Below are 21667 nucleotides of genomic sequence, written 5' to 3'. Positions count from 1 at the left end.
TCACTCGGCAGGGGCGTCGGAGGACCCGGGCGTGGGCTCGACGTCCGGCGAGGGCGACGCGCTGGGAGCGGGCGTCGGCTCCACCGTCGGCTCCGGCGACGGCACGACAGTGGGCTCGGGCGTCGGCTCCGGGCTCGGAGCGGGCTCCGGCGCGGGCTCGACCGGCGTGGGCTCGACCGGCGCGGGCTCGACCGGCGCAGCGGGGTCGCCGATCGGGTAGTCGTCGGCTTCTTCGGACGGGATCTCGATGATCTCCGGTGTCTCTCCGTCGCCGCGGCGGAGCAGGTCCTCCTCCGTGAGGATGTGGTGGAGGGCATCCGACTCGAAGACGTAGACCTCGGCGCCGTCTGCGATCCGCACGATGTCTCCGTCGCGGAGGATCGGGGAGCCGAAGGTGTAGCTTCCGCGGTAGGCCCCGGGGAGGGTCTGGATCGGCGGGATCACGCCGCCGCCCAGACGCAGCAGAGTCGCATAGTCGCGCACGTGCTGGAGGACGCTGCCGGTGCGATGACGGTAGACCTCGCCCCGGCCGGAGAACTGGACGAAGGCGCCGTCGGGCAGCACGGGGCCGGCGCGCCCGACCCAGTCGGCCGTGCCCGGGCTCCACGCGGCGAGGCGAAGGGGACGATTGCCGTTGAGCCTCATCAGCGTGGCGTAGTCCTGCACGTGTCGCAGGCGCGCCCGCTGGAGGAGGAACACGTCGCCGGTTCCCTTCGGCTGCACGAACAGTCGGCCCGTGTAGCTGGTCGCGGATTTCGGCATCCAGCCGCAGTCGGCCGCGGTGAGGGCCGTCACGGTGAACCCGCCCGTGTCGGTGCCGCTGAGCGGGTTGAGCCGGCCCGACGCGGCGAGGTACCGCGGCGTCCCGCACGCCACGACCGGCGAGAGCGCGCCGGAGCGGCGTGGCGCGCTGCGCACGGCCAGATCGGAGACCATCACCATCCTGGTGGCGCCGAGCTCCGCGGCCAGCGGGAGGTTCGGAACCCAGACGAGGGCGCCGGTCGGCAGGGTGAGGTACACCTCCGGCTTCCCCGCCACGCGGGCGAGGCTGTGGCGCGCGAACACCGGCGCGCCGGCGGTGACCCGGCCGAACGCCGAGGGGTCCATCGACGCGACGTAGCCCGGGGTGTTCTTCGAGATCTCCCGCCATGCCTCGATGCTCGACACGTAGCGCTTCTTGCCGCCCTGCGTCTGGTAGATCTCCGGCGCCGATCCGGACCGGATGAAGGACCCGACGTCGGCGCCCTTCGTGAATTTGTCCATGATCGCGGCCTCGAGGTTCACGTAGCTCGGGAACGAATAGCCGAACAGCTCGATCTGGGCCGGGGTGGCGAAGCGATGCCGGGTGCCGTCCGCCTCGAGGAGGAACAGCGTGCCCGAGCGTGGGTCGTGGACGTAGCGGCGCACGGCCGGTCCGGCCGGGACCGCGTTCAGCGACGAGGCGGAGACGGAGACGGCGTCGCCCAGTCGCGAGCGGAACGCGGCGTAGTCCTCCGCGGTCTGCACGTGGCTCTTGACGCCGTTGTTGATGAGGTAGATCGCGTCCTGCCCCGGCACGCGGACGAGCCCTCGCGGGGGGACGGTCCCTCCCTGGGTGCTGCCGAACCAGTCGGTGAAGTAGTTGTAGAAGTTGCGGTTGCCGTACGCGGAGCAGGCGTCGCCCTCGCCGTAGCCGGCGCGCAGGGCCGCCGCGTTGGGCTGGTAGGGCGTGTAGTAGTAGAGCGCGGAGGTGGCGGCGTTCTCGATGTAGACGGGGGAGGACCCGCAGCCGCGGTCGGGGTTGTAGAGGATGTTCCAGGTGTTGCCCGGAGCGAACCAGGTGAACCACTCGCCCTCGAGGTAGATCTTCATCTGTCGGGCGGCGCCGTAGATCTGGTGGAAGAACCCGACGAACGACGGGTCGCACGGGGCGTCGTCGGGACAGCCCTGGCCGAGGGCGGCGTCGTAGCGCCACTGGCTCGGCCACGTGTGCGTGACCAGGCCCTGCTCCTTCTGGAGCATCACGACGAGGACCTGGGGGTTTATGCCGCAGGACTGGGCGACGCGCGCGATGATGGTCGAGGCCAGCTCGTTCGAGGCGCCGCTGTAGCCGCGGCAGTAGCTGTCGGCCGGGCGGTTCACGCTGGAGATGCGGAAGTCCTTCAGGCAGGTGTAGCCCGACCGGCAGCTCGAGACCTTGCCCTCGAAGAACGACTGGATCTGGCCGGCGGTCATCGTCCCGGCGTCCGTGAACACCCGGTCCGAGATGATGTTCCCGGCGCGGAACTGGGACAGGTCGGCGGCGGGGCGCACGGCGGCGGGGACGTCCTGGGGGAGCGCGGTCGCGGCGGCGGTGTCGGCGGTGAGGGCGGCGGGCACGGCGGCGGTGGCCGGCGACGCGCTGAGAAGCGCTGCGGCGACCGCGACGGCGGCGACGATGCCGACCCAGCGGCGGGGGGAGGTCTTGTGGGGGCGCACCGCTCCATCATCCCTGCTCACCGCCGCCGTGCCGGTATCCCGCGCGCAGAGGGCATGCACGGGGCGGTCTTTCGGGCGCCGTGTGCCACGATAGTCGGGTGAAAGGCATCATCCTCGCCGGCGGTTCCGGGACCCGGCTGCACCCGATCACCCTCGGCGTCTCCAAGCAGCTCATCCCGGTCTACGACAAGCCGATGGTCTACTACCCGCTGTCGACGCTCATGCTCGCGGGGATCAAGGACATCCTGATCATCACCACTCCGCACGACGCGGAGCACTTCGAGCGGCTCCTCGGCGACGGATCGCAGTTCGGCATCTCGATCACGTTCGCCCAGCAGCCCTCGCCCGACGGCCTCGCCCAGGCGTTCACCATCGGCGCCGACTTCATCGGCGACGACAAGGTGGCCCTGGTCCTCGGCGACAACCTGCTGTACGGCCCGGGGCTCGGCACCCAGCTGAAGCGGTACTCCGACGTCGACGGCGGCGCCGTGTTCGCCTACTGGGTGGCCGAGCCGAGCGCGTACGGCGTGGTGGAGTTCGACGCGGAGGGCACGGCGGTCTCGCTGGAGGAGAAGCCGGCGCAGCCGAAGAGCAACTACGCCGTCCCCGGGCTGTACTTCTACGACAACGACGTCGTCGAGATCGCCCGCGGCCTCGCGCCGAGCGCGCGCGGCGAGTACGAGATCACCGACGTGAACCGCGAGTACCTGCGCCGGGGATCCCTCCAGGTCGAGGTGCTGCCGCGGGGCACGGCCTGGCTGGACACCGGGACCTTCGACCAGATGACCGACGCCGCCGACTACGTCCGCACGATGGAGCGGCGCACCGGGCTCCGGATCGGCGTGCCCGAGGAGGTCGCGTGGCGCCAGGGCTTCCTCTCCGACGCGGAGCTGCGCGAGCGGGCGGAGAAGCTCGTGAAGTCCGGCTACGGCAACTACCTGATCGAAGTCCTGGAAAGGGGCCGCTGATGTCTCACCTCCTCGTCACCGGCGGTGCCGGCTTCATCGGCTCCAACTTCGTGCACCACGTGATCGGGCATACCGATCACACCGTCACGGTGCTGGACAAGCTGACCTACGCGGGCAACCGCGCCTCGCTGGCGGGGCTTCCCGAGGACCGGGTGCGCTTCGTCGAGGGCGACATCGCCGACGCCGCGCTCGTCGACCGTCTCTTCGGCGAGGTCGACGCGGTCGTGCACTACGCCGCCGAGTCCCACAACGACAACTCCCTGCACAGCCCGCGGCCGTTCCTGGACACGAACATCGTCGGGACGTACACGCTGCTGGAGGCCGCGCGCGCCCACGACCGTCGCTTCCACCACATCTCGACGGACGAGGTGTACGGCGACCTGGAGCTCGACGACCCGGAGCGCTTCACCGAGCAGACGCCGTACAACCCGTCGTCCCCGTACTCGTCCACCAAGGCGGGCAGCGACCTGCTGGTGCGCGCGTGGGTGCGTTCCTTCGGCGTGCGGGCCACCATCTCGAACTGCTCGAACAACTACGGTCCGTTCCAGCACGTCGAGAAGTTCATCCCGCGCCAGATCACCAACGTGATCCGCGGCATCCGCCCCAAGCTCTATGGCGCCGGGGAGAACGTGCGCGACTGGATCCACGCCGACGACCACTCCTCCGCCGTGCTGACGATCCTCGACAAGGGCCGGGTGGGGGAGACCTATCTCATCGGCGCCGACGGGGAGCGCAACAACAAGGAGGTCGTCGAGCTGATCCTCCAGGAGATGGGCCAGCCGCGCGACGCCTACGACCACGTGACCGACCGCGCCGGCCACGACCTGCGGTACGCCATCGACTCGACCAAGCTCCGCACGGAGCTCGGGTGGACGCCCCAGTACGCCGATTTCGAGGCGGGCCTGGCGGCCACGATCCAGTGGTACCGCGACAACGAGGCCTGGTGGGCGCCGGCGAAGGACGCGACGGAGGCGTTCTACGCCTCGAAGGGACAGTGATGGCTGCGTTTCGTCTCGCTGGGCTCGCTCGACGACCGGGGAGTGAGACAGTGACGGCCGTGGCGCGTTTCGTGTCGCTGCGCCCGCTCGACGACCGGAAGGCGGAGCTCTGATGGCGGTCGAGTTCGGCAAGCAGCTCTCCGTGCAGGAGACCCCGATCCCGGGGATGATCGTCCTCGACCTGCCCGTGCACGGCGATGCGCGCGGGTGGTTCAAGGAGAACTGGCAGCGCGAGAAGATGACCGCGCTGGGGCTGGCGGACTTCGGTCCGGTGCAGAACAACATCTCGTTCAACGACGCGGTGGGCACCACCCGCGGCATCCACGCGGAGCCGTGGGACAAGTGGGTCTCGGTGGCGACCGGGCGGATCTTCGGAGCCTGGGTGGACCTGCGAGAGGGACCGAGCTTCGGCACGGTCTTCACCGCGGAGCTCGACCCGTCGAAGGCGATCTTCGTGCCCCGGGGCGTGGGCAACTCGTATCAGACCCTGGAACCGGACACCGCGTACACGTACCTCGTGAACGACCACTGGTCGCCGGATGCGAGCTACTCGTTCCTCAATCTCGCCGACGAGACCGTCGCGATCGACTGGCCCATCCCTCTGGCCGACGTCGAGATCTCGGAGAAGGACAAGGCCCACCCGCGGCTCGCCGAGGTCGCCCCCATCCCGCCGCGCAAGACGCTGGTGGTCGGGGCGAACGGGCAGCTCGGGCGGGCGCTGCGCCAGGCGCTGGGCGATGCCGCGCACGTCGAGTACGCGACCCGGGAGACGCTGGATCTCGGCGATCCGGCTTTCGTCGCCTCGCGTCGCTGGCGCGACTACGGCGTGATCATCAACGCCGCCGCGTACACCGCCGTGGATGCGGCGGAGACCGCTGAAGGGCGCGCTCAGGCGTGGGCGGCCAACGTGACCGGCGTCGCCGCCCTGGCGCGCGTCGCCGCCGAGAACGGCCTCACCCTCGTCCACGTGTCCAGCGACTACGTCTTCGACGGGACCTCCGCGGAGCCGTATCGGGAGGCGGATGCCGTCTGCCCCCTCGGCGTCTACGGCCAGACCAAGGCCGCCGGCGACGCCGTCGTCGCGACGGTCCCGCGCCACTACGTCGTGCGCACGTCCTGGGTGATCGGCGACGGGAAGAACTTCGTTCGGACCATGGCGTCGCTCGCCGAGCGCGGCATCGATCCGTCCGTCGTCGACGATCAGCGGGGCCGGCTGACCTTCGCGGACGAGATCGCCCGCGCGATCCTGCACCTGCTGGCGCAACGCCCCGCGTACGGGGTCTACAACCTCAGCGGATCCGGCGAGCCGGCGACGTGGGCGGACGTCGCGCGTGAGGTCTTCGCGCTCGTCGGAGCCGACCCCGATCGGGTGACGGGGGTGAGCACCGAGGAGTACTTCGCCTCCGCCGCCGGTCCCGTCGCCCCGCGTCCTCGCAACAGCGTGCTCGACCTCGGCGCGATCGAGGCGACGGGCTTCGTGCCCCGCGACTTCCGTGCCCAGCTCCGGGAGTACCTCCGCACGTGACCGCGCCCGCGGCGACGCGGACCGCCGTCGCAGCGTCGCGGCGGGCTCGGGGATTCCGGCCGGACATCCAGGCGCTGCGCGCCGTCGCGATCGCGCTGGTGGTGGCGAATCATCTCTGGCCGTCCGTCCTCACCGGCGGGTACGTCGGTGTCGACGTGTTCTTCGTGATCTCCGGGTTCCTCATCACCGGGCACCTCGTCGCGGAACTCCGCCGGGACGGACGGGTACGCCTGGGCGCGTTCTACGCCCGACGGATCCGTCGGCTCCTCCCCGCGGCGCTCCTGGTGCTGTTCGTGACGATCGTCGGGGTGTGGGTCCTGCTCCCTCCGACGCGGTGGACCGACAACGCCCTCCAGACGATCGCCAGCGCGGTGTACGTGGAGAACTGGACGCTCGCGGGGCTCTCGGTCGACTACTCGGCGCACAACGGCGCCGCGAGCGCGGTCCAGCACTACTGGTCGCTGTCGGTGGAAGAGCAGTTCTACCTGGTCTGGCCGGTGCTGCTGCTGGCGGCGTTCCTGCTGCTCGCGCGCCGACGCCGGGCCAACGGCCCGGTGACGACGCGGTCGCAGAACCCCGTCTGGACCGTCGACGCCGCATCCACCGGCTGGCTGCTCGCGAGCGTGGCCGGGGGCGTGGCGGCGGTCTCCCTCACCCTCAGCGTCCTGTTCACCGCGGCCGCGCCGGCCCCGGCGTACTTCGTCACGTTCACCCGGATGTGGGAGTTCGCGGCGGGCGCTCTCGTCGCCCTGGTCCCCGGCGCCGTGTTCGCCCGCTTCGGCACCTCCGTGGCCGCGGCGGTCGCGGTCGTGGGCGCGGCCGCCATCGCGGTCTCGGCCGTGCTGTTCGACTCCCGGACCCCTTTCCCGTCGGCGGCGGCGCTGCTGCCGGTCCTCGGCACGGTGCTGGTGCTGGTCGCCGGTGCCGGGCGTCCCGCCCTGCCGGTGCTGTCGCGCGTGACGCACAGCCGTCCGGTGCAGTGGCTCGGCGACGTCTCCTATTCGCTGTACCTGTGGCACTGGCCGCTGATCATCCTGATCCCGTTCCTGCTGCGTCATCCCCTCACGCTCCCCGTCGAGCTCGGCGTGCTCGGTGTCGCCCTCGTGCTCGCGGGGGTCACGCGGCGTCTCGTCGAGGTCCCGGCGCAGCGCTCGCCCTGGTGGCGCACGACGCGGCGAGCACTGCTGGGGATGGGCGCGATGATGCTCGTCGTGGTGACGACGGCCGGTGCGGCCGCGCTCGCCGGATCCACACGCGCGACACCCGTGCCGGTGGGAGAGCCGATCGCGCTTCCCGCCGGTGTCCCCGCGGACTGCGCCGGACCCGGGGCTCTGCTGCCGGGCAGCGGCTGCGACCCCTCGCTCGCCGTGGCGGAGCCGGTCGTCTCCGACGCCGATGCCTACTATGCGCTGGCGCCCGAGTGCGCGGCGTACGACGACCGGCTGCGGATGGACGACCGCCAGACGACCAGGGAGTGCGACTTCGGCGACGGCCCGCGCGTGTGGCTCGTCGGAGACTCGCACGCAGAGCAGTGGCAGGGGGCGCTGTTCGCGATCGCCCGCGAGCGGGGCTGGCGGCTCACCATCAGCACGTTCCCGGGGTGTCCGGCGGCCGATGTCCCGTTCATCGGGTTCGACACGGAGTGGGGTCCGGTGGACTACGAGCGCTGCCGGATGTGGGCGGCGCAGCTCACCGAGACCCTCGTGAGCGAGTCTCCGGATCTCGTCATCACCTCGATGGCGGCGCGACAGCAGCTCGTCGCGGACGAGGCGGGCGTGGGACACGACGCGGTGTTCGCCGACGGGCTCCGCCGGACCTGGACACGGTGGACCGACGCCGGGATCCGGATCCTCCCGATCATCGACATCCCGCTCAACGCGGATGTGCGCGATCCCGACTGCGTGGTGCTGCGCGCCTCGTCGCCGGAGCAGTGCGCCGTCCCCCGCGATGCGGCCCTCCCGCCGGACCCCCTCGTCCTGGCGACCGCGTCGGCACAGGAGGGCGTCCATCCGGTCGACCTGAGCGACCGGTTCTGCGACGCCGAGCGGTGCTTTGCCGCGGTGGGAGGCATGCCCGTCTACTTCGACGCGGATCACATGAGCGGACCGTACGCGGCGCGGCTCGCCCCGGATCTCCTCCCTGCCATCGACCGTGCGCTGTCCGATTGAGGATGCTCCCAGCGGGGATCAGGGGAACCCCGTAGACTCGCTCATCGACCCCGACATCGTCGCGCGCTCGTCCATCGCCCCACGACGAGGTGGACGCCGCACGAGACGCGCCGCAACCCGAACGACCTTTGGAGCGCCCTCCCGCATGCTGTATCCCGACCCGCACCCCGACGCCTCGTCCGAGGAGGGACGGCGATGACCGGGGTACTGGCGGAGGAGAAGCGTCCCGCGTCCTCGGCGGCGGCGAAGAGGACCGGTCCTGCGCGGACGCTGTCGGCGGACGGGACCGCGGGCTACCGCGCTGACATCGACGGGCTGCGGGCGCTCGCGATCCTCCTCGTGGTCGTTTACCACGTCTGGCTCGGCCGCGTGTCGGGCGGCGTCGACGTCTTCCTGATGATCTCGGCGTTCTTCCTCACGGCCTCGCTCGCGCGCCGGGCCGCCGGGGGAGGGCGGCTGCATCTCGGCCGGTACTGGCTGCGCAAGTTCCGGCGACTGGTCCCCGCGGCCAGCGTGACGCTCATCGGCGTCCTGGCGACGGCGTACTTCCTGTTCCCGGCCACCGACTGGCCGAGACTGTGGCAGGAGACGCTGGCGAGCCAGTTCTACTACGAGAACTGGTCCCTGGCCTTCAACGAGGTCGACTACTACGCGCGCGACGGTGCGATCGCGAGCCCGCTGCAGCACTTCTGGTCGCTCTCGGTGCAGGGTCAGGTGTTCGTCCTGTGGCCGTTGCTCATCGGCCTCGTCACCCTGCTGTTCCTCCAGCGACGTCACTGGATCCGTCCGGCCCTCGTCGTGGTGTTCACGGCGGTGTTCACCGTCTCGCTGTGGTTCTCGATCGTCGAGACCCAGGCGAACCAGCAGTTCGCCTACTTCGACACCCGCACCCGCCTGTGGGAGTTCGCCGCCGGATCCCTCGTCGCCCTGGTGCTGCCGTCGGTCCGGCTCTGGCCCTGGCTCCGCGCGTCGCTGGGATGGATCGGGCTCGCCGGCATCATCGCCTGCGGCATCGTTCTCGACGTCCAGGGCGGGTTCCCCGGCTACCTGGCGCTGTGGCCCGTGCTCTGCACCGCGTTCGTCATCGTCTCCGGCGAGGGCGCCGTGCGCGGCTCGCCGGTGCGGCTGCTGTCCGCCAAGCCTCTGCTGTTCCTCGGGCGCGACGCGTATGCGCTGTACCTGATCCACTGGCCGGTGCTCATCACGTGGATCGTGGTCAGCGGTACCGGGCACCCGGATCTGGCCGCCGGCGCCGCGATCATCGGCATCTCGCTCGTGCTCGCGCGGATCCTGTCCGCCCTCGTGGAGTCGCCGTTGCGACGCGCGAAGATCCTGGACCGGTCGTGGTCGCTGAGCGCGGTCGTCGTGCTCGTCTGCGTGGGCCTCGTGGGGGCGACCACCTGGGGATGGCAGGCGCGCGAGCAGGAGAAGGCTGCCGAGATCATGGCCTCCGCTTCTGCGAAGGGGTATCCGGGCGCGGGGCAGCTGGACACCCCGCTGGACATCACCGACCCGGATGCGCCGCTCATCCCCGTCGCGACCGAGCTGTCGGCCGAGTGGGTCGCCGTCGGCGGTCCGTGCAGCGGCCGGTTCGCGCCCGCCGACGACGTGCTCAGCGGGTCCTGCGACCAGAGCTCGCACGCGCTCGACGCCGACCGGACCGTGCTCGTCATCGGCGACTCGCACGCGCAGCAGCTCGCCACGCCTCTGGAGCGCGTCGCCGACGAGCGCGGCATCGGCGTCGTGACGCTGCTCAAGGGCGGGTGCACGATCGGCGCCGAGGAGGAGGACCGGGGCGTGGGCGGCCCGGCGTGCCAGGACTGGCTCGGCGCCGCCCTCGCATATGCCGTCGACCTCGCGCCGGACGCGGTGTACGTCGTGACCACCCGGGCGTCCGCCGCCGAGCCGGAACGGCTGCTGCGCGGCGTCGAGACCTCGCTGTCGACCCTCCTCGACGCCGACATCCCCGTCCTCGGGGTCCGCGACAACCCGCGCTTCGCCTTCGACATGTACGAGTGCGTCGCCGGCGCCGATGACGGCGAGGACTGCGCGGTGCCCATCGAGGACGCGCTGGGGGAGGACGACCCGATGATGCGGCTGGACGAGCGCGTCATCCCGATCGACTACACGCCGTGGCTATGCCCGGACGGCGTCTGCGAGGGCGTGATCGGCAACATCGCGCTCTACATCGACGACAACCACCTGTCGCGGGTGTATGGCGAGACCCTCGCCCCCGTCCTGGCGCGGATGCTCGACCGCAACGGCATCCTGCCGCGCTGAGCCGCGCGCTTCAAGGGTGCGCCCAGCGGCGCCCGGTAGACTCTGTCTGTCGTGCGCCCGGCGTGGCGCACCTGCACGTTGACGGGCCTCGAACGGCCGACAGAAAGCGACATACATGGATCTCCTCATCGTCGGGTCTGGTTTCTTCGGGCTCACCATCGCCGAGCGGGCGGCTGCTGCGGGCCGTAAGGTCACTGTGATCGATCGCCGCCACCACATCGGTGGTAATGCGTACAGCGAGGACGAGCCGGAGACCGGGATCGAGGTGCACCGGTATGGTGCGCATCTGTTCCACACCTCGAACCCGACGGTGTGGGAGTACGTGAATCGCTTCACGACGTTCACGGATTATGTGCATCGCGTGTATTCGACCCACAAGGGTGTCGTGTATCCGTTGCCGATCAATCTGGGCACGATCAACCAGTTCTTCCAGGCGGCGTACACTCCGGCGGAGGCGCGCGCGCTCATCGCGGAGCAGGCGGGCGAGTTCGATGCGCATGAGGCGAAGAACCTGGAGGAGCGGGGGATCGCGTTGATCGGGCGGCCGTTGTTCGAGGCGTTCATCCGGGATTACACGGCCAAGCAGTGGCAGACGGATGCGAGGGAGCTTCCCGCGTCGATCATCAGCCGTCTGCCGGTGCGGTACACGTATGACAACCGCTACTTCAACGACACGTGGGAGGGCCTGCCCACGGACGGGTACACGGCATGGCTGGAGCGGATGGCGGACCACCCGAACATCGACGTGAAGCTCAACGTCGATTTCTTCGACGAGGCGCAGCCGTTGAACAAGAAGGCGACCGTCGGGCAGGTGCCGGTCGTGTACACGGGTCCGGTGGATCGGTACTTCGACTATGCCGAGGGCGAGCTGGGGTGGCGCACGATCGATCTCGAGCAGGAGGTGCTGGACGTCGGTGACTTCCAGGGCACGAGCGTGATGAACTATCCGGATGCGGATGTGCCGTACACGCGCATCCATGAGTTCCGTCACTTCCATCCCGAGCGCGCCGACCGGTACCCGACGGACAAGACCGTGATCATGCGGGAGTTCTCCCGGTTCGCCGAGCGCGGGGACGAGCCGTACTACCCGGTCAACACCGCGGCGGATCGTGAGGGGCTGCTGGCTTACCGTGAGCTCGGCAAGGGCGAGAAGGACGTGTACTTCGGCGGACGCCTCGGCACCTACCAGTACCTCGACATGCACATGGCCATCGGCTCCGCACTGTCCATGTGGAACAACCAACTGGCGTGAGGAAGAGCGAGGACATGGCTTCTGAGAAGAAGGCGCCCGGCGTCGAGGCGCAGGGCGCGCCGCAGTTCGTCACCGTCAACCACGCGGTGTTCCCGGTCGAAGGCGTCGCGGAGGTTTCCGCGCTCTACGTCGACACCGGCACCGGCGACGGATCCCAGCCCGGCGAGGCGTACGAGATCCTCGGGCGTCGCTCCATCCGGGTCTTCGCGCACCGCCGCGTCTCGCTGAGCACCTACTTCAACGCCTTCCCGGCCAGCTACTGGCAGCACTGGACGAAGGTGCGCTCGGTGCGCCTGGTCGCGACCCTCGAGGGACGGGGGCTGCTGTCGGTCTACAAGTCGAGTGCCCGGGGCCGCGCCTCCGCGCTGGCGTCGCAGCGGTTCGACGGCGAGTCCGTCTCCTTCGACCTCCCGATCACGTCGTTCATCGACGGCGGCTCGTACTGGTTCGACATCGCCGCAGGCGCGGAGGACGCGACGCTGGTGTCGGCCGAATGGCAGGTCGAGGCGCCGGAGGGGTGGACGCCGGGGAAGGCGACCGTCGGGATCACGACGTTCAACCGCCCCTCGTACTGCCTGAACCAGATCATCGCGGTGGGGCAGAACGAGCACGTCCATGACGTCATCGACCGCGTCGTGGTCGTGGACCAGGGCACCGACCTGGTCTCGGACCAGCCCGGCTTCGCCGAGGCGGCCGACCGGCTCGGATCGAAGCTCGCCATCATCCGTCAGCCCAACATGGGCGGATCCGGCGGCTTCTCCCGTGCCATGCTGGAGTCGCTGGACTCGGAGGACAGCCGCTACGTGCTGCTCCTGGACGACGACGCGATCTCCGAGCCGGAGGCGATCGTCCGCGCCGTGCGCTTCGGGGACTTCGCGACCACGCCCACGATCGTCGGCGGCGGGATGCTCCACCTCGACGACCGCTCGGTGCTGTACACGCAGGGCGAGGTGTGGGACCCGCGGAAGAGCTGGATGCGTCCCTCGGGCGCGAGCGAGTACGACCACGACTTCGCCGAGGAGCCGCTGCGCGAGACCCCGGAGCTGCACCGCTACCTGGGCGCGGACTTCAACGGCTGGTGGATGTGCCTGATCCCCACGCAGCTGCTGCGTGAGCTCGGGCTGTCGATCCCGGTGTTCCTCAAGTTCGACGACATCGAGTTCTCGCTGCGGGCCCGGGAGCGCGGCTACCCGACCGTGTGCCTCCCCGGGGTCGCCGTCTGGCACATGGCCTGGCACGACAAGGACCCCACCCGGACGTGGGAGGAGTACTTCATCCACCGCAACCGGGTGATCACGGGTCTGCTGCACTCGCACGTGAAGGGCGGCGGCTACCTGCCGCTGCACAGTCTCCTCGGAGACATCAAGCTGCTGTTCATGCTGCAGTACTCGTCCGTGCGGCTTCGTCACGAGGCACTGTTCGACGTGTTCGGCGGACCCCACCGCCTCCCGGAGATGCTCCCGGTGAAACAGGCCGAGATCCGCGCGCTGCGCGGGGACTACATCGACTCCAAGGTGGTCGAGGATCTGCTGACGCTCCCGCCGGTGCGCCGCTCGTCGCGTGCACTGCTGGGTCGGGTCAGCCGGCCGACGAACCCGATCGCGGCGCTGATCCTGGCGGCCCGGGTCGGCGTGCGTCAGCTCCTCATCAAGCAGGCGTCGGGAAGCCGCCGCAACCCGGAGCGGATCATCCCCGCGCAGGACATCACGTGGTGGCGGTTCGCGGACATCGACTCGGCGCTCGTGACCTCCCCGGACGGGATCGGCGTGGCCTGGTACCAGCGCGACCGTGCGACCATGCACAAGTTCCTGTGGCGCAGCATCCGCCTGAACTGGCGGCTGTCGCGGCAGTGGAAGGCGCTGGCCGACCAGTACGCCCAGCAGATGCCGGAGGTGACCTCCCCGGAGAGCTGGCGGCGCACGTTCGCCGCGACGAGCGCGGCCGAGGAATCCGGCACGCACGCCGGGTGACGGAGGACGCGAAGAGGTGAGCGCCACGACGATCGGTGAGCCGGGCACGCCCCGGCGCTACCTGCATTCGCTGTGGCTGCTCTCGGCGCGGGATCTCAAGGTCCGCTATTCGACGAGCGTCCTCGGCTACCTGTGGAGCGTCCTCGATCCGCTCGCGATGAGCGTGATCTACTGGTTCGTCTTCACCCAGGTGTTCCATCGCACGGTCGGGGAGGAGCCGTACATCCTCTTCCTCGTCAGCGCGCTGCTGCCGTGGGTGTGGTTCAACATCGCGGTGAAGGACTTCACGAGGGCGTTCCGCAAGGACGCTCGGCTGGTCCGCTCCACGGCGATCCCGCGCACGATCTGGGTGAACCGGACCGTGCTGAGCAAGGGCATGGAGTTCCTGTTCTCCCTCCCCGTGCTGGCGCTGTTCGTCGTCGTCAACCTCCTCACGGAGACCGATCCGTCGAAGGTCGTCCACATCGGCTGGGGGATCCTGCTGTTCCCCGTCGCGGTGATCCTGCAGGTGGTCCTCCTGGTGGGCCTCGGGTATCTGGTGGCCCCGCTGTGCGTCCTGTTCAGCGATCTCGAGCGCACCACGGGCCTCATCCTGCGTGCGCTGTTCTATGCGACGCCGATCATCTACAGCGTGAAGGACCTCCCCGGGGTCTTCGAGCACCTCGGCGCCTACAACCCGCTGACGGGGATCATGATCCTGTACCGGGTCGCCTTCTTCCCCGATCAGTGGGTGACGTACCCGGTCGTCGTCAGCGCCGTGATGAGCGTCGGCATCCTCGCCCTCGGGATCTTCGTCTTCCGTCGGCTCGAGCGCACGGTTCTGAAGGAGTTGTGATGTCAGCGGCCATCACCGTCGACGGAGTCGGCGTCCGCTTCCGGACTCGCCGGCGCGGACGCCCCAACTTCAAGGACCTGTTCGGGGGCTCATCCCGACGCTCGCGTTCGGGCGAGTTCTGGGCGCTGCGGGACGTCTCCTTCACCGTCCAGAAGGGGGAGTCCATCGGTGTGGTCGGGCGCAACGGACAGGGCAAGTCGACCCTGCTGCGCCTCGTGGCCGGGGTGCTGCTCGCCGACGAGGGGACGGTCCGGGTCAACGGCGGCGTCGCGCCGCTCATCGAGCTCACCGGCGGGTTCGTCGGCGACCTCACCGTCCGGGAGAACGTCCGGATGACCGCCGGCCTGCACGGCATGTCCAAGGCCGAGGTCAGCCGCCGGTACGACGGGATCATCGCATTCGCGGAGCTCGAGGACTTCCAGGAGACGCCCTACAAGCATCTCTCCAACGGCATGAAGGTGCGCCTGGCGTTCTCCGTCGTGTCGCAGCTGGACGAGCCCATCCTGCTCGTTGACGAGGTTCTCGCGGTGGGGGACAAGGCGTTCCGCGACAAGTGCTACCGCCGGATCGACGAGTTGCTCGCCGAGGGGCGGACCCTGTTCTTCGTCTCGCACAGCGAACGCGATCTGCGACGCTTCTGCACACGCGGGCTCTATCTGAACAAGGGTTCGCTCGTCCTCGACGCGCCGCTGGACGAGGTGCTGGAGCGCTACGACGCCGACCACGCGACGTAGCGAGTCCGAGCCAGCTCGTCGAAACCCCCTCCCGTCGTCCAGACCCCCTCTGAGACACGTATCTGCGAGGGGGTCTCGACGCCCCGAGGGGGTCTCGACAATAAGGGGAAGGAACGGGGGTCAGAGGCCGATCAGGGCGCGCAGGGACCCGAGGGCGCCCTTCGCCGCGTCGAGCGCCGGCTGCGTGTCGGATCCGGCCTCGGCGGCACCGCGCAGGTCCGCCAGGCGCGCGGCGTAGTCGCCGAGCGCGGCCGGCCAGCTCTCCGCCAGCGACGAGGGCGCCGGGGTGTCGTTGAGGATCTGGGCGTCCTGCTGGAGCTGGTCGACCACGTCCAGCGCCTCCTGCCCCGTCGTGCCCGTCACCATGTCGAGCCCGTTGACGGCGTCGTCCAGACGCGGGGCCACCGAGCCACGGAAGGTCTCGACGTCGGGATCCGGCGGCGGAGGCTGCTCGGTCGGGGGGACGGTCGGATCCGGGGTCGGCGCGGGCGTGGTCGGTGCCGGGGAGGGCGCCGTCGTCGGGGACGGGCCCCCGCTCGGCGTGGGCGAGGGCGTCCCGGTCGGACTGGACGACGCCGAGGGCGAGGAGGTCGGGTCCGGCCCCGGTGCGCCCTTCGGGATCATGAAGAAGACCAGCAGCGCCGCGATGAGGACGACCACCAGCACGAGGATCACGATGAGGGCGGCGCGGCCCTTCCGGTTCCGTTCTGGCGGGAAGACCCACTCCGCCCGGGGCTGCGTCGGCTGCTGATCGCTCATGTCACGCCTCCAGAGGTGCCATCGGCCGCCAGGAGCGGTCGCGTCCGAGTCGCCCGCCGTCGCGGAGACCCCGGAAGAGATTGCTGGTGCCCCGCACGGTCCGCTCGACGAAGAGCAGCCGGATGATCTCCTTCGCGAACGTCATCGCGGTGCCGAGACCGAAGATCACCGGGTTGTACACGCCGTGCACGCGGTAGTACTGCTTGATGTAGGCGCGATTGCGCATGATGTAGTACCGGTACGCGTTGCTCGACGCGTTCATGTGGCGGATGCCCATGTCCCACTGCTTGATCTCGCGCGTGCGGCGGAGCACGAAGTCGTCCACGATCACCGCGGTGGTCCTGCGGGACGCGAGCCAGCCGTAGACCTGGTCGTCCCAGTAGATGAAGAAGCGAGGGTCGGGGAGTCCGATCTGCTGCACGATCGAGCGATGGATGAACATGCCCTCGAAGCAGCCGCTGTTCATCTCCTTGAAGCCGGACGCGTCGAAGCCGGCGGGCGCGAACGGGATCGGGATCCCCATGCGCTCCGCCACCCGGTACTGCCAGTAGAAGGCGCTGCCGTCGTAGTCGTAGCGGCGCCCCTGGATGCTCTTGAAGCGCGGGGCCCACTTGCCCATCTTGGCCAGGCCGTCGGGCAGCACCTCGACGTCGTCGTCCATGAGCCAGATCCACTCCGCCCCGAGCTCATACGCCGTGCGCATGCCCTCGCTGAAGCCGCCGGACCCGCCGGTGTTCGTCTCCAGTCGCCGGTAGACGAGCTCCGGGCCGATCCGGTCGCGGAAGCCCTGCACGAGATCGCCGGTGTCGTCCGCGGAGGCGTTGTCGATGACGACGACGCGCCCGGGCTTCGGGTCCATCGCCTCGATGCTCTCCAACAGCCCACGGAGCAGATGCGAACGGTTGTAGGTGACGATGACGATCGTCGCTGAGGCGGGATCGAACGCTGATGAGGTCACGGCAAGAGGCTCCGGCGGGTTGGGAAGGGCGGCCTGCGGCCGGGTTCCAGCCTACCCGCGCCGCTCGTCGATCCCGCCCCGCCCCGCGGGGCACGCGGGATCCCCGCGCGGAGGACGGGCCCGCGTTCACCGGGAGGGCAGTATGGGGAGCGTGCCGGTCTGCGCCGCGTCGATGTTCTCCCGCCACGACCGCGACTGACCGGCGCGCAGGGCGCACAGCACCAGCAGGAACCAGCCCGCGTCGGCGAGGGTGAAGCTCTCGAACACCGAGTCCACGGCGAGGGTGACCAGCACGAGCGGGGTCCAGGCGTAGACGACCGACCGGCGGACGCTCGCCACGAGCCAGGACCGGACGAGCGCGATCCCCCCGAGCAGGGCGAACAGGCTGAGCCCGGCCGCCCCCGTCTGCAGCAGCGTGTCGAAGAAGGCGTTGAGCGCCGTGCGGTGATGATCGCCGACGACGAAGTTGATCGCGTTGAAGGGGTAGTCCGTGGGCGTCCAGGGACCGAACCAGCCCCACCCGTGGATCGGGCGCGCCTTCCAGTACTCCAGGAGGGCGTTCCAGAGGTCTGCTCTGGTGCTGAAGTCCGATCCGGCGTCGAGCCACGCGATGATCCCGTGGCGGAAGACGAAGGCGATCACGAGTCCCAGGGTCACGAGCACGCCGAGCGTCCATTGCAGCGGCGCCCTCCGCTCCGGCCGGGCGTGGCGGACGAGGACCAGGGCCGTCGCCGCGATGCCCACCGCGACGGCGAGGACGAGCACGGTCGGCGAATCGGAGAGGAGGGCGAGGAACCCCGCCAGTGCGATCGAGGGGATCGCCACGGGCGCCGCGACGGACTGGGAGCGCCACTCCACGACGAAGGTGATGAGCGCGACGACGGCGAGGAAGCCGAGCATGTTGCGACTGCCGAACAGGCCCTGCACCGGACCGCCTAGGGCGATGTCGCCCTGCACGCCGAGGAACCGGATCGGCATGTCGAGGAGGATCCCGGACAGGATCTCCACGGCCAGGGACAGGCACAGCAGGATCCGCAGCGCGTCGCCGAGCGCGCGGACCGTCTGGAGGGTGTCGCGGATGTGGCCGATCACGACCGCGAGGAAGGCGAATCCGAGCAGCGCCGCCCACCCGCGCAGGGTCTGCGTCGTGTGGGTGGACCAGATCGCGGTGGACAGGGTCCACGCGAGGAAGGCGAGGAGCGTCGAGGGCGCCAGACGCAGGGCGGACAGCTCCTCGCGGCGGACGAAGAGGATGCCGGCGCCGATCACGCAGAGCGACGCGACGATCGTGACGAGCGTCACCGTGTCGGTCAGCCTCGCCACGGCGAACGAGCCGAAGACGGCCAGCAGGGTGGCGAGGGTGAACGCCCGCGCCATCTCGACGGAGGACAGCAGGCGCGCCAGCGGATGGCGCGGTGCGGTCACGGCGTCCGTCCCGTCCCCGGCGTCGTCGCGCGCCGCTCGCGCGCGCCCCATTCCACGGTGCGGTCCCGCTCGCTGAGTCCGCGCCCGATGAGGGGGACCGATTTGATCTTGAACGAGAACAGCACGACGAGCATCCAGCCCCACAGCATGATGGGTCCGGACTCGGCCAGCCCCTGCACGAGCAGCATCGCGACGGTCAGGGTCGGCAGCAGCGCGAGCGCCGAGTACGGACGGCGAGCGTCGAGGTCCCAGCGGGGGCGGTCCACGGCGAAGAACCAGGCCCGCCACACCAGCGCGCCGTACGTGACGGCCATGAGCACCAGCCCGATCACCCCGAGCTGCAGGAGGACGTCGAGCCACATCTGGTGGGCGTGGAACACGGTGATGCCGTGATCGCGGATCCATCCGTCGAAGGCCGGGTCCCAGGGGACCCACGGGGACGAGAAGCCGTTCCCCGCCACGGGGCGCTCGCCGGCGCGCTCGAGCACCCGCTCCCAGATCTCGAGGCGTCCCGTGAGGTCCGAGCTCCGGCCGAGCAGCCGGAAGAGGGCGTCGTGCGCGAACCACAGGACTGCGGCGGCGAGGACGGCGGTCGCCCCGAACACGAGGTACAGGGGCGTGCGCTGGCGCGGACGGTGAGCGCGACGCATGAGCAGCGCGGTCACCAGGACGACGACGACGGCCGCCGCGCACGCGTAGGTCGTCGCGGACGAGGCGCGCACGAGCAGGAAGACGGCGATCGCGGACCACACCACGAGCGCGCCGCGTCGGCGGACCCGCGCCGCGAAGAGGACGCCGAACACGATCAGCGCCAGCAGGCACAGGATGGCCAGGGAGTTCGAGTTGCCGACGATGCCCTGCACCCGGCCGCCGTCGAACAGGTTGCCACGGACCCAGTACCAGTGCGGGTCGATCTTCCCGTCCGGCAGATCCGCGAAGTTGGGCAGCAGCGGCGAGCCGCGCAGCCCGATCCATGCCTCGACGACGAGCGACAGCCCGAGGATCCACTTGAGGGCGGAGGAGAGGGCGCGGACGATCTCCTGCCAGCTCATGGCGAAGCCGATGAAGAGCGCGGTCACCGTGATCGCGGCCTGCAGCGCGCCCGTCAGGACCGTGGCGCCCGGCCATCGCGACCACAGCACCGAGATCAGGCCGAACGCGACGTAGCCGAGCGCGGTCCACGGCAACCGGCGCCACGGGAAGGCGACAGGTCGCCGACGGACGACGAACGGGACGCCGATCGCGAGGACGCCGCCGAAGAGCACGACGAGCACGACGAGGGCCCCGGGCTCGCCGAGGAGGTTGAACACGGCCGTGTGCGCGAGGACCGCGAACAGCAGCAGCACGACGTACCCGCGCAGGACGATGTTCCCCGTGGACTCGCGCACGGGCGCGGTCGGCGGGGGAGCGACCGGGATCCGGGAGTGCTGCGCCACGAGGTTCAGGGTATCGCGCGCACTCGGGCGGGTCCGGGAAGGCGCCGGCGGGGACGAGCGCGGCCCGGCGCCCCTACGCTGAGGGCATGCTGCATGCGCTGACGAACACGCCGCGCGACTACGCGTGGGGATCCTCGACCCTGCTCGCCGACCTCGAGTCCCGCCCGCCGGCGCCGGGCCCGGAGGCCGAGGTGTGGTTCGGGGACCATCCCGGCGACCCGGCCGACCTCGGCGACGGCCGCACGCTCGACGCGGTCACCGGCGGCACGCTCCCGTATCTGCTCAAGCTCCTCGCCGCCGACGCGCCCCTATCCATCCAGGTGCATCCCACGCGGGAGCAGGCTCGTGAGGGATTCGCCCGGGAGGCGGGCATCGCCATGGACGACCCGGCGCGCAACTACCGGGACGACAACCACAAGCCGGAGCTGATCGTGGCGCTGAGCGAGCGCTTCGAGGCGCTGTCCGGCCTGCGCCCGCTCGCAGAGACCCGTCGGCTGGTCGCGGGCCTCGGGTCGGCGCCCGGCGTGGTCCGACTCCGCGAATTGCTCGCCGGAGACGCGGATCCCCTGCGCGCCGCGCTGCGCTGGGCGCTCGCGGACGCCACGGAGTCCGAGGTGTCCGAGGTGATCGCCGCGGTGGAGGATGCCGACGCCGCCGACGAGGGAGAGCTCGACCTCGTCCGCCGCGCGGCGGATCGGTTCCCGGGCGACCGGGGCGTCGTCGTCGCCCTGCTGATGAACGGCGTCGTGCTCGCGCGGGGCGAGGGGCTGTTCCTCCGCGCCGGGCTCCTGCACGCGTACGTGTCCGGGCTCGGGGTGGAGATCATGGCCGCGAGCGACAACGTGCTGCGCGGGGGCCTCACGCCCAAGCACATCGATGTGGCGGAGCTGCTGTCGGTGGTCGACACGACCCCGGGCGAGGTGCCGGTGCTGCGCGCGGACGCCGGCGCCGCGGAGCAGGCCTACCCGGTCCCGGTGGCGGATTTCGCGCTGCGACGGCTGACGCTGGACAGCGCGCCCCGCACGATCGAGGTGCGCGGCCCGGCGATCGTCCTCGCCACCGCGGGCGATGTGCGGGTGTCGGTCCCGGGCGGCGACGAGCATCTCGTGCGGGTCGGAGCGGCCCTCTACGCGTCGGAGGATGAGACGCGCCTCGTGCTCTCGGGGCCCGGCGAGGCGTTCCTGGCCGAGCCCGGCTCGCCCGCCTGATTCCCCTCGCCCGGCGTCGAGTGGTCAGTTTCTGCGGGTTCAGCGTGGCGCGACCCACAGAAACTGACCACTCGGCGGATGGACGCGCGCAGAAGGTCGTGCGCGCGGCGACACGCCGATGGCGCGTCGTGAAGGTTCAAGGCCCGGTTGAGGGTTTACGATCCGCGACTTGACCATGGCGAATCACACGGGTGTAATTAGTGGTGCACGCGGCCCGCGATGCGACCGGGGGGCCAGACAGGGAGGGCGAATATGACGGGTTACCGTTCCGACATTCCCGAGGACTGGTTCGTCGACCCCGTCAACCTCGGCGTCCCCGGCGTCCGCCGCCCGCCGGCGGAGGGGGACGACAACGCCCTCGCCTGGCAGACCGACGCGCTCTGCTCGCAGACGGACCCCGAGGCGTTCTTCCCGGAGAAGGGCGGATCCACGCGGGACGCGAAGCGGATCTGCGCCTCGTGCGACGTCCGGGGCGAGTGCCTCGAATACGCGCTCAACAACGACGAGCGCTTCGGCATCTGGGGCGGGCTCAGCGAACGCGAGCGCCGGAAGCTCAAGCGCCGCGCGAGCTGACCGCCACGCACGTCCTCGTGCAGAAGGCCAGCGGCCTGCGACGCCGGCCGGCCCGCACGGCCCCTCCGGGCGCGTAATCCTCGACGCGCCCGGCCACGTACGGGTCCCACGCGGACACCCG

16 protein-coding genes are annotated in these 21667 nt (G+C 70.4%); 11 read left to right on the top strand and 5 right to left on the bottom strand.

Translation table 11 applies throughout. The features are described 5' to 3' along the window. Positions 1-2457, bottom strand: coding sequence for a hypothetical protein (locus tag K8F61_RS07945; protein ID WP_231821275.1), 2457 nt, complete (start codon positions 2455-2457; stop codon positions 1-3). 98 nt (positions 2458-2555) lie between these two features. Between K8F61_RS07945 and rfbA the strand changes: the two genes are divergently transcribed. The 9 genes from rfbA to K8F61_RS07900 all read left to right on the top strand — a co-directional run bounded on the left by rfbA (position 2556) and on the right by K8F61_RS07900 (position 15187). Beyond that, positions 2556-3425: a glucose-1-phosphate thymidylyltransferase RfbA gene (gene rfbA / locus K8F61_RS07940; RefSeq protein ID WP_231821274.1), complete on the top strand. Its 870-nt coding sequence runs from the start codon at positions 2556-2558 to the stop codon at positions 3423-3425. Further along, the gene (gene rfbB / locus K8F61_RS07935) at positions 3425-4423 is read left to right on the top strand and encodes a dTDP-glucose 4,6-dehydratase (RefSeq protein ID WP_231821273.1); all 999 of its coding nucleotides are present in this window, start codon (positions 3425-3427) and stop codon (positions 4421-4423) included. The genes rfbA and rfbB overlap by 1 nt, the downstream gene beginning before the upstream one ends. Before the next feature lie 112 nt (positions 4424-4535). Continuing rightward, on the top strand, positions 4536-5948 hold the full coding sequence (gene rfbD, locus K8F61_RS07930) for a dTDP-4-dehydrorhamnose reductase (protein WP_231821272.1): 1413 nt from the start codon (positions 4536-4538) through the stop codon (positions 5946-5948). Next, positions 5945-8116 (top strand): acyltransferase family protein, encoded by a 2172-nt coding sequence (locus tag K8F61_RS07925; RefSeq protein WP_231821271.1) that lies wholly within the window; start codon positions 5945-5947, stop codon positions 8114-8116. The genes rfbD and K8F61_RS07925 overlap by 4 nt, the downstream gene beginning before the upstream one ends. A 195-nt stretch (positions 8117-8311) precedes the next feature. After that, on the top strand, positions 8312-10396 hold the full coding sequence (locus tag K8F61_RS07920) for an acyltransferase family protein (RefSeq protein WP_231821270.1): 2085 nt from the start codon (positions 8312-8314) through the stop codon (positions 10394-10396). A 115-nt stretch (positions 10397-10511) separates the two neighbouring features. Beyond that, on the top strand, positions 10512-11648 hold the full coding sequence (glf, locus tag K8F61_RS07915) for a UDP-galactopyranose mutase (protein ID WP_231821269.1): 1137 nt from the start codon (positions 10512-10514) through the stop codon (positions 11646-11648). A gap of 14 nt (positions 11649-11662) precedes the next feature. Then, positions 11663-13618 carry a glycosyltransferase gene (locus K8F61_RS07910; protein ID WP_231821268.1) on the top strand — a complete coding sequence of 652 codons (1956 nt, stop codon included), beginning with the start codon at positions 11663-11665 and terminating at the stop codon, positions 13616-13618. A 16-nt stretch (positions 13619-13634) separates the two neighbouring features. Further along, entirely contained in the window at positions 13635-14453 is an 819-nt protein-coding gene (locus tag K8F61_RS07905) for an ABC transporter permease (protein ID WP_067246616.1), read from the top strand. Further along, positions 14453-15187 (top strand): ABC transporter ATP-binding protein, encoded by a 735-nt coding sequence (locus tag K8F61_RS07900; protein ID WP_231821267.1) that lies wholly within the window; start codon positions 14453-14455, stop codon positions 15185-15187. The genes K8F61_RS07905 and K8F61_RS07900 overlap by 1 nt, the downstream gene beginning before the upstream one ends. Positions 15188-15307: 120 nt before the next feature. Here the strand turns inward: K8F61_RS07900 and K8F61_RS07895 are convergent, their stop codons facing one another. From K8F61_RS07895 to K8F61_RS07880, 4 genes are all read right to left on the bottom strand, one after another. Then, positions 15308-15946, bottom strand: a complete 639-nt coding sequence (locus K8F61_RS07895) for a hypothetical protein (RefSeq protein ID WP_231821266.1) — start codon at positions 15944-15946, stop codon at positions 15308-15310. 1 nt (position 15947) lies between these two features. Then, entirely contained in the window at positions 15948-16904 is a 957-nt protein-coding gene (locus K8F61_RS07890; RefSeq protein WP_067246624.1) for a glycosyltransferase family 2 protein, read from the bottom strand. 126 nt (positions 16905-17030) lie between these two features. Then, entirely contained in the window at positions 17031-18329 is a 1299-nt protein-coding gene (locus K8F61_RS07885) for an O-antigen ligase family protein (protein WP_231821265.1), read from the bottom strand. After that, the gene (locus tag K8F61_RS07880; RefSeq protein WP_231821264.1) at positions 18326-19765 is read right to left on the bottom strand and encodes an O-antigen ligase family protein; all 1440 of its coding nucleotides are present in this window, start codon (positions 19763-19765) and stop codon (positions 18326-18328) included. Before K8F61_RS07880 ends, K8F61_RS07885 begins: the two co-directional genes overlap by 4 nt. 86 nt (positions 19766-19851) lie before the next feature. On the opposite strand from K8F61_RS07880, the gene manA reads away from it, so the two are divergent. Next, complete coding sequence (manA, locus tag K8F61_RS07875; RefSeq protein ID WP_231821263.1) at positions 19852-20973, top strand: mannose-6-phosphate isomerase, class I; 1122 nt, start codon at positions 19852-19854, stop codon at positions 20971-20973. A 252-nt stretch (positions 20974-21225) separates the two neighbouring features. Continuing rightward, the gene (locus K8F61_RS07870) at positions 21226-21546 is read left to right on the top strand and encodes a WhiB family transcriptional regulator (RefSeq protein ID WP_067246627.1); all 321 of its coding nucleotides are present in this window, start codon (positions 21226-21228) and stop codon (positions 21544-21546) included. The last annotated feature ends 121 nt before the right edge of the window (positions 21547-21667 follow it).

The organism is Microbacterium resistens, assembly GCF_021172025.1.
GTDB classification, from domain to species: Bacteria; Actinomycetota; Actinomycetes; order Actinomycetales; family Microbacteriaceae; genus Microbacterium; species Microbacterium resistens.
This window is presented reverse-complemented; position numbering and strand designations above follow the sequence as displayed.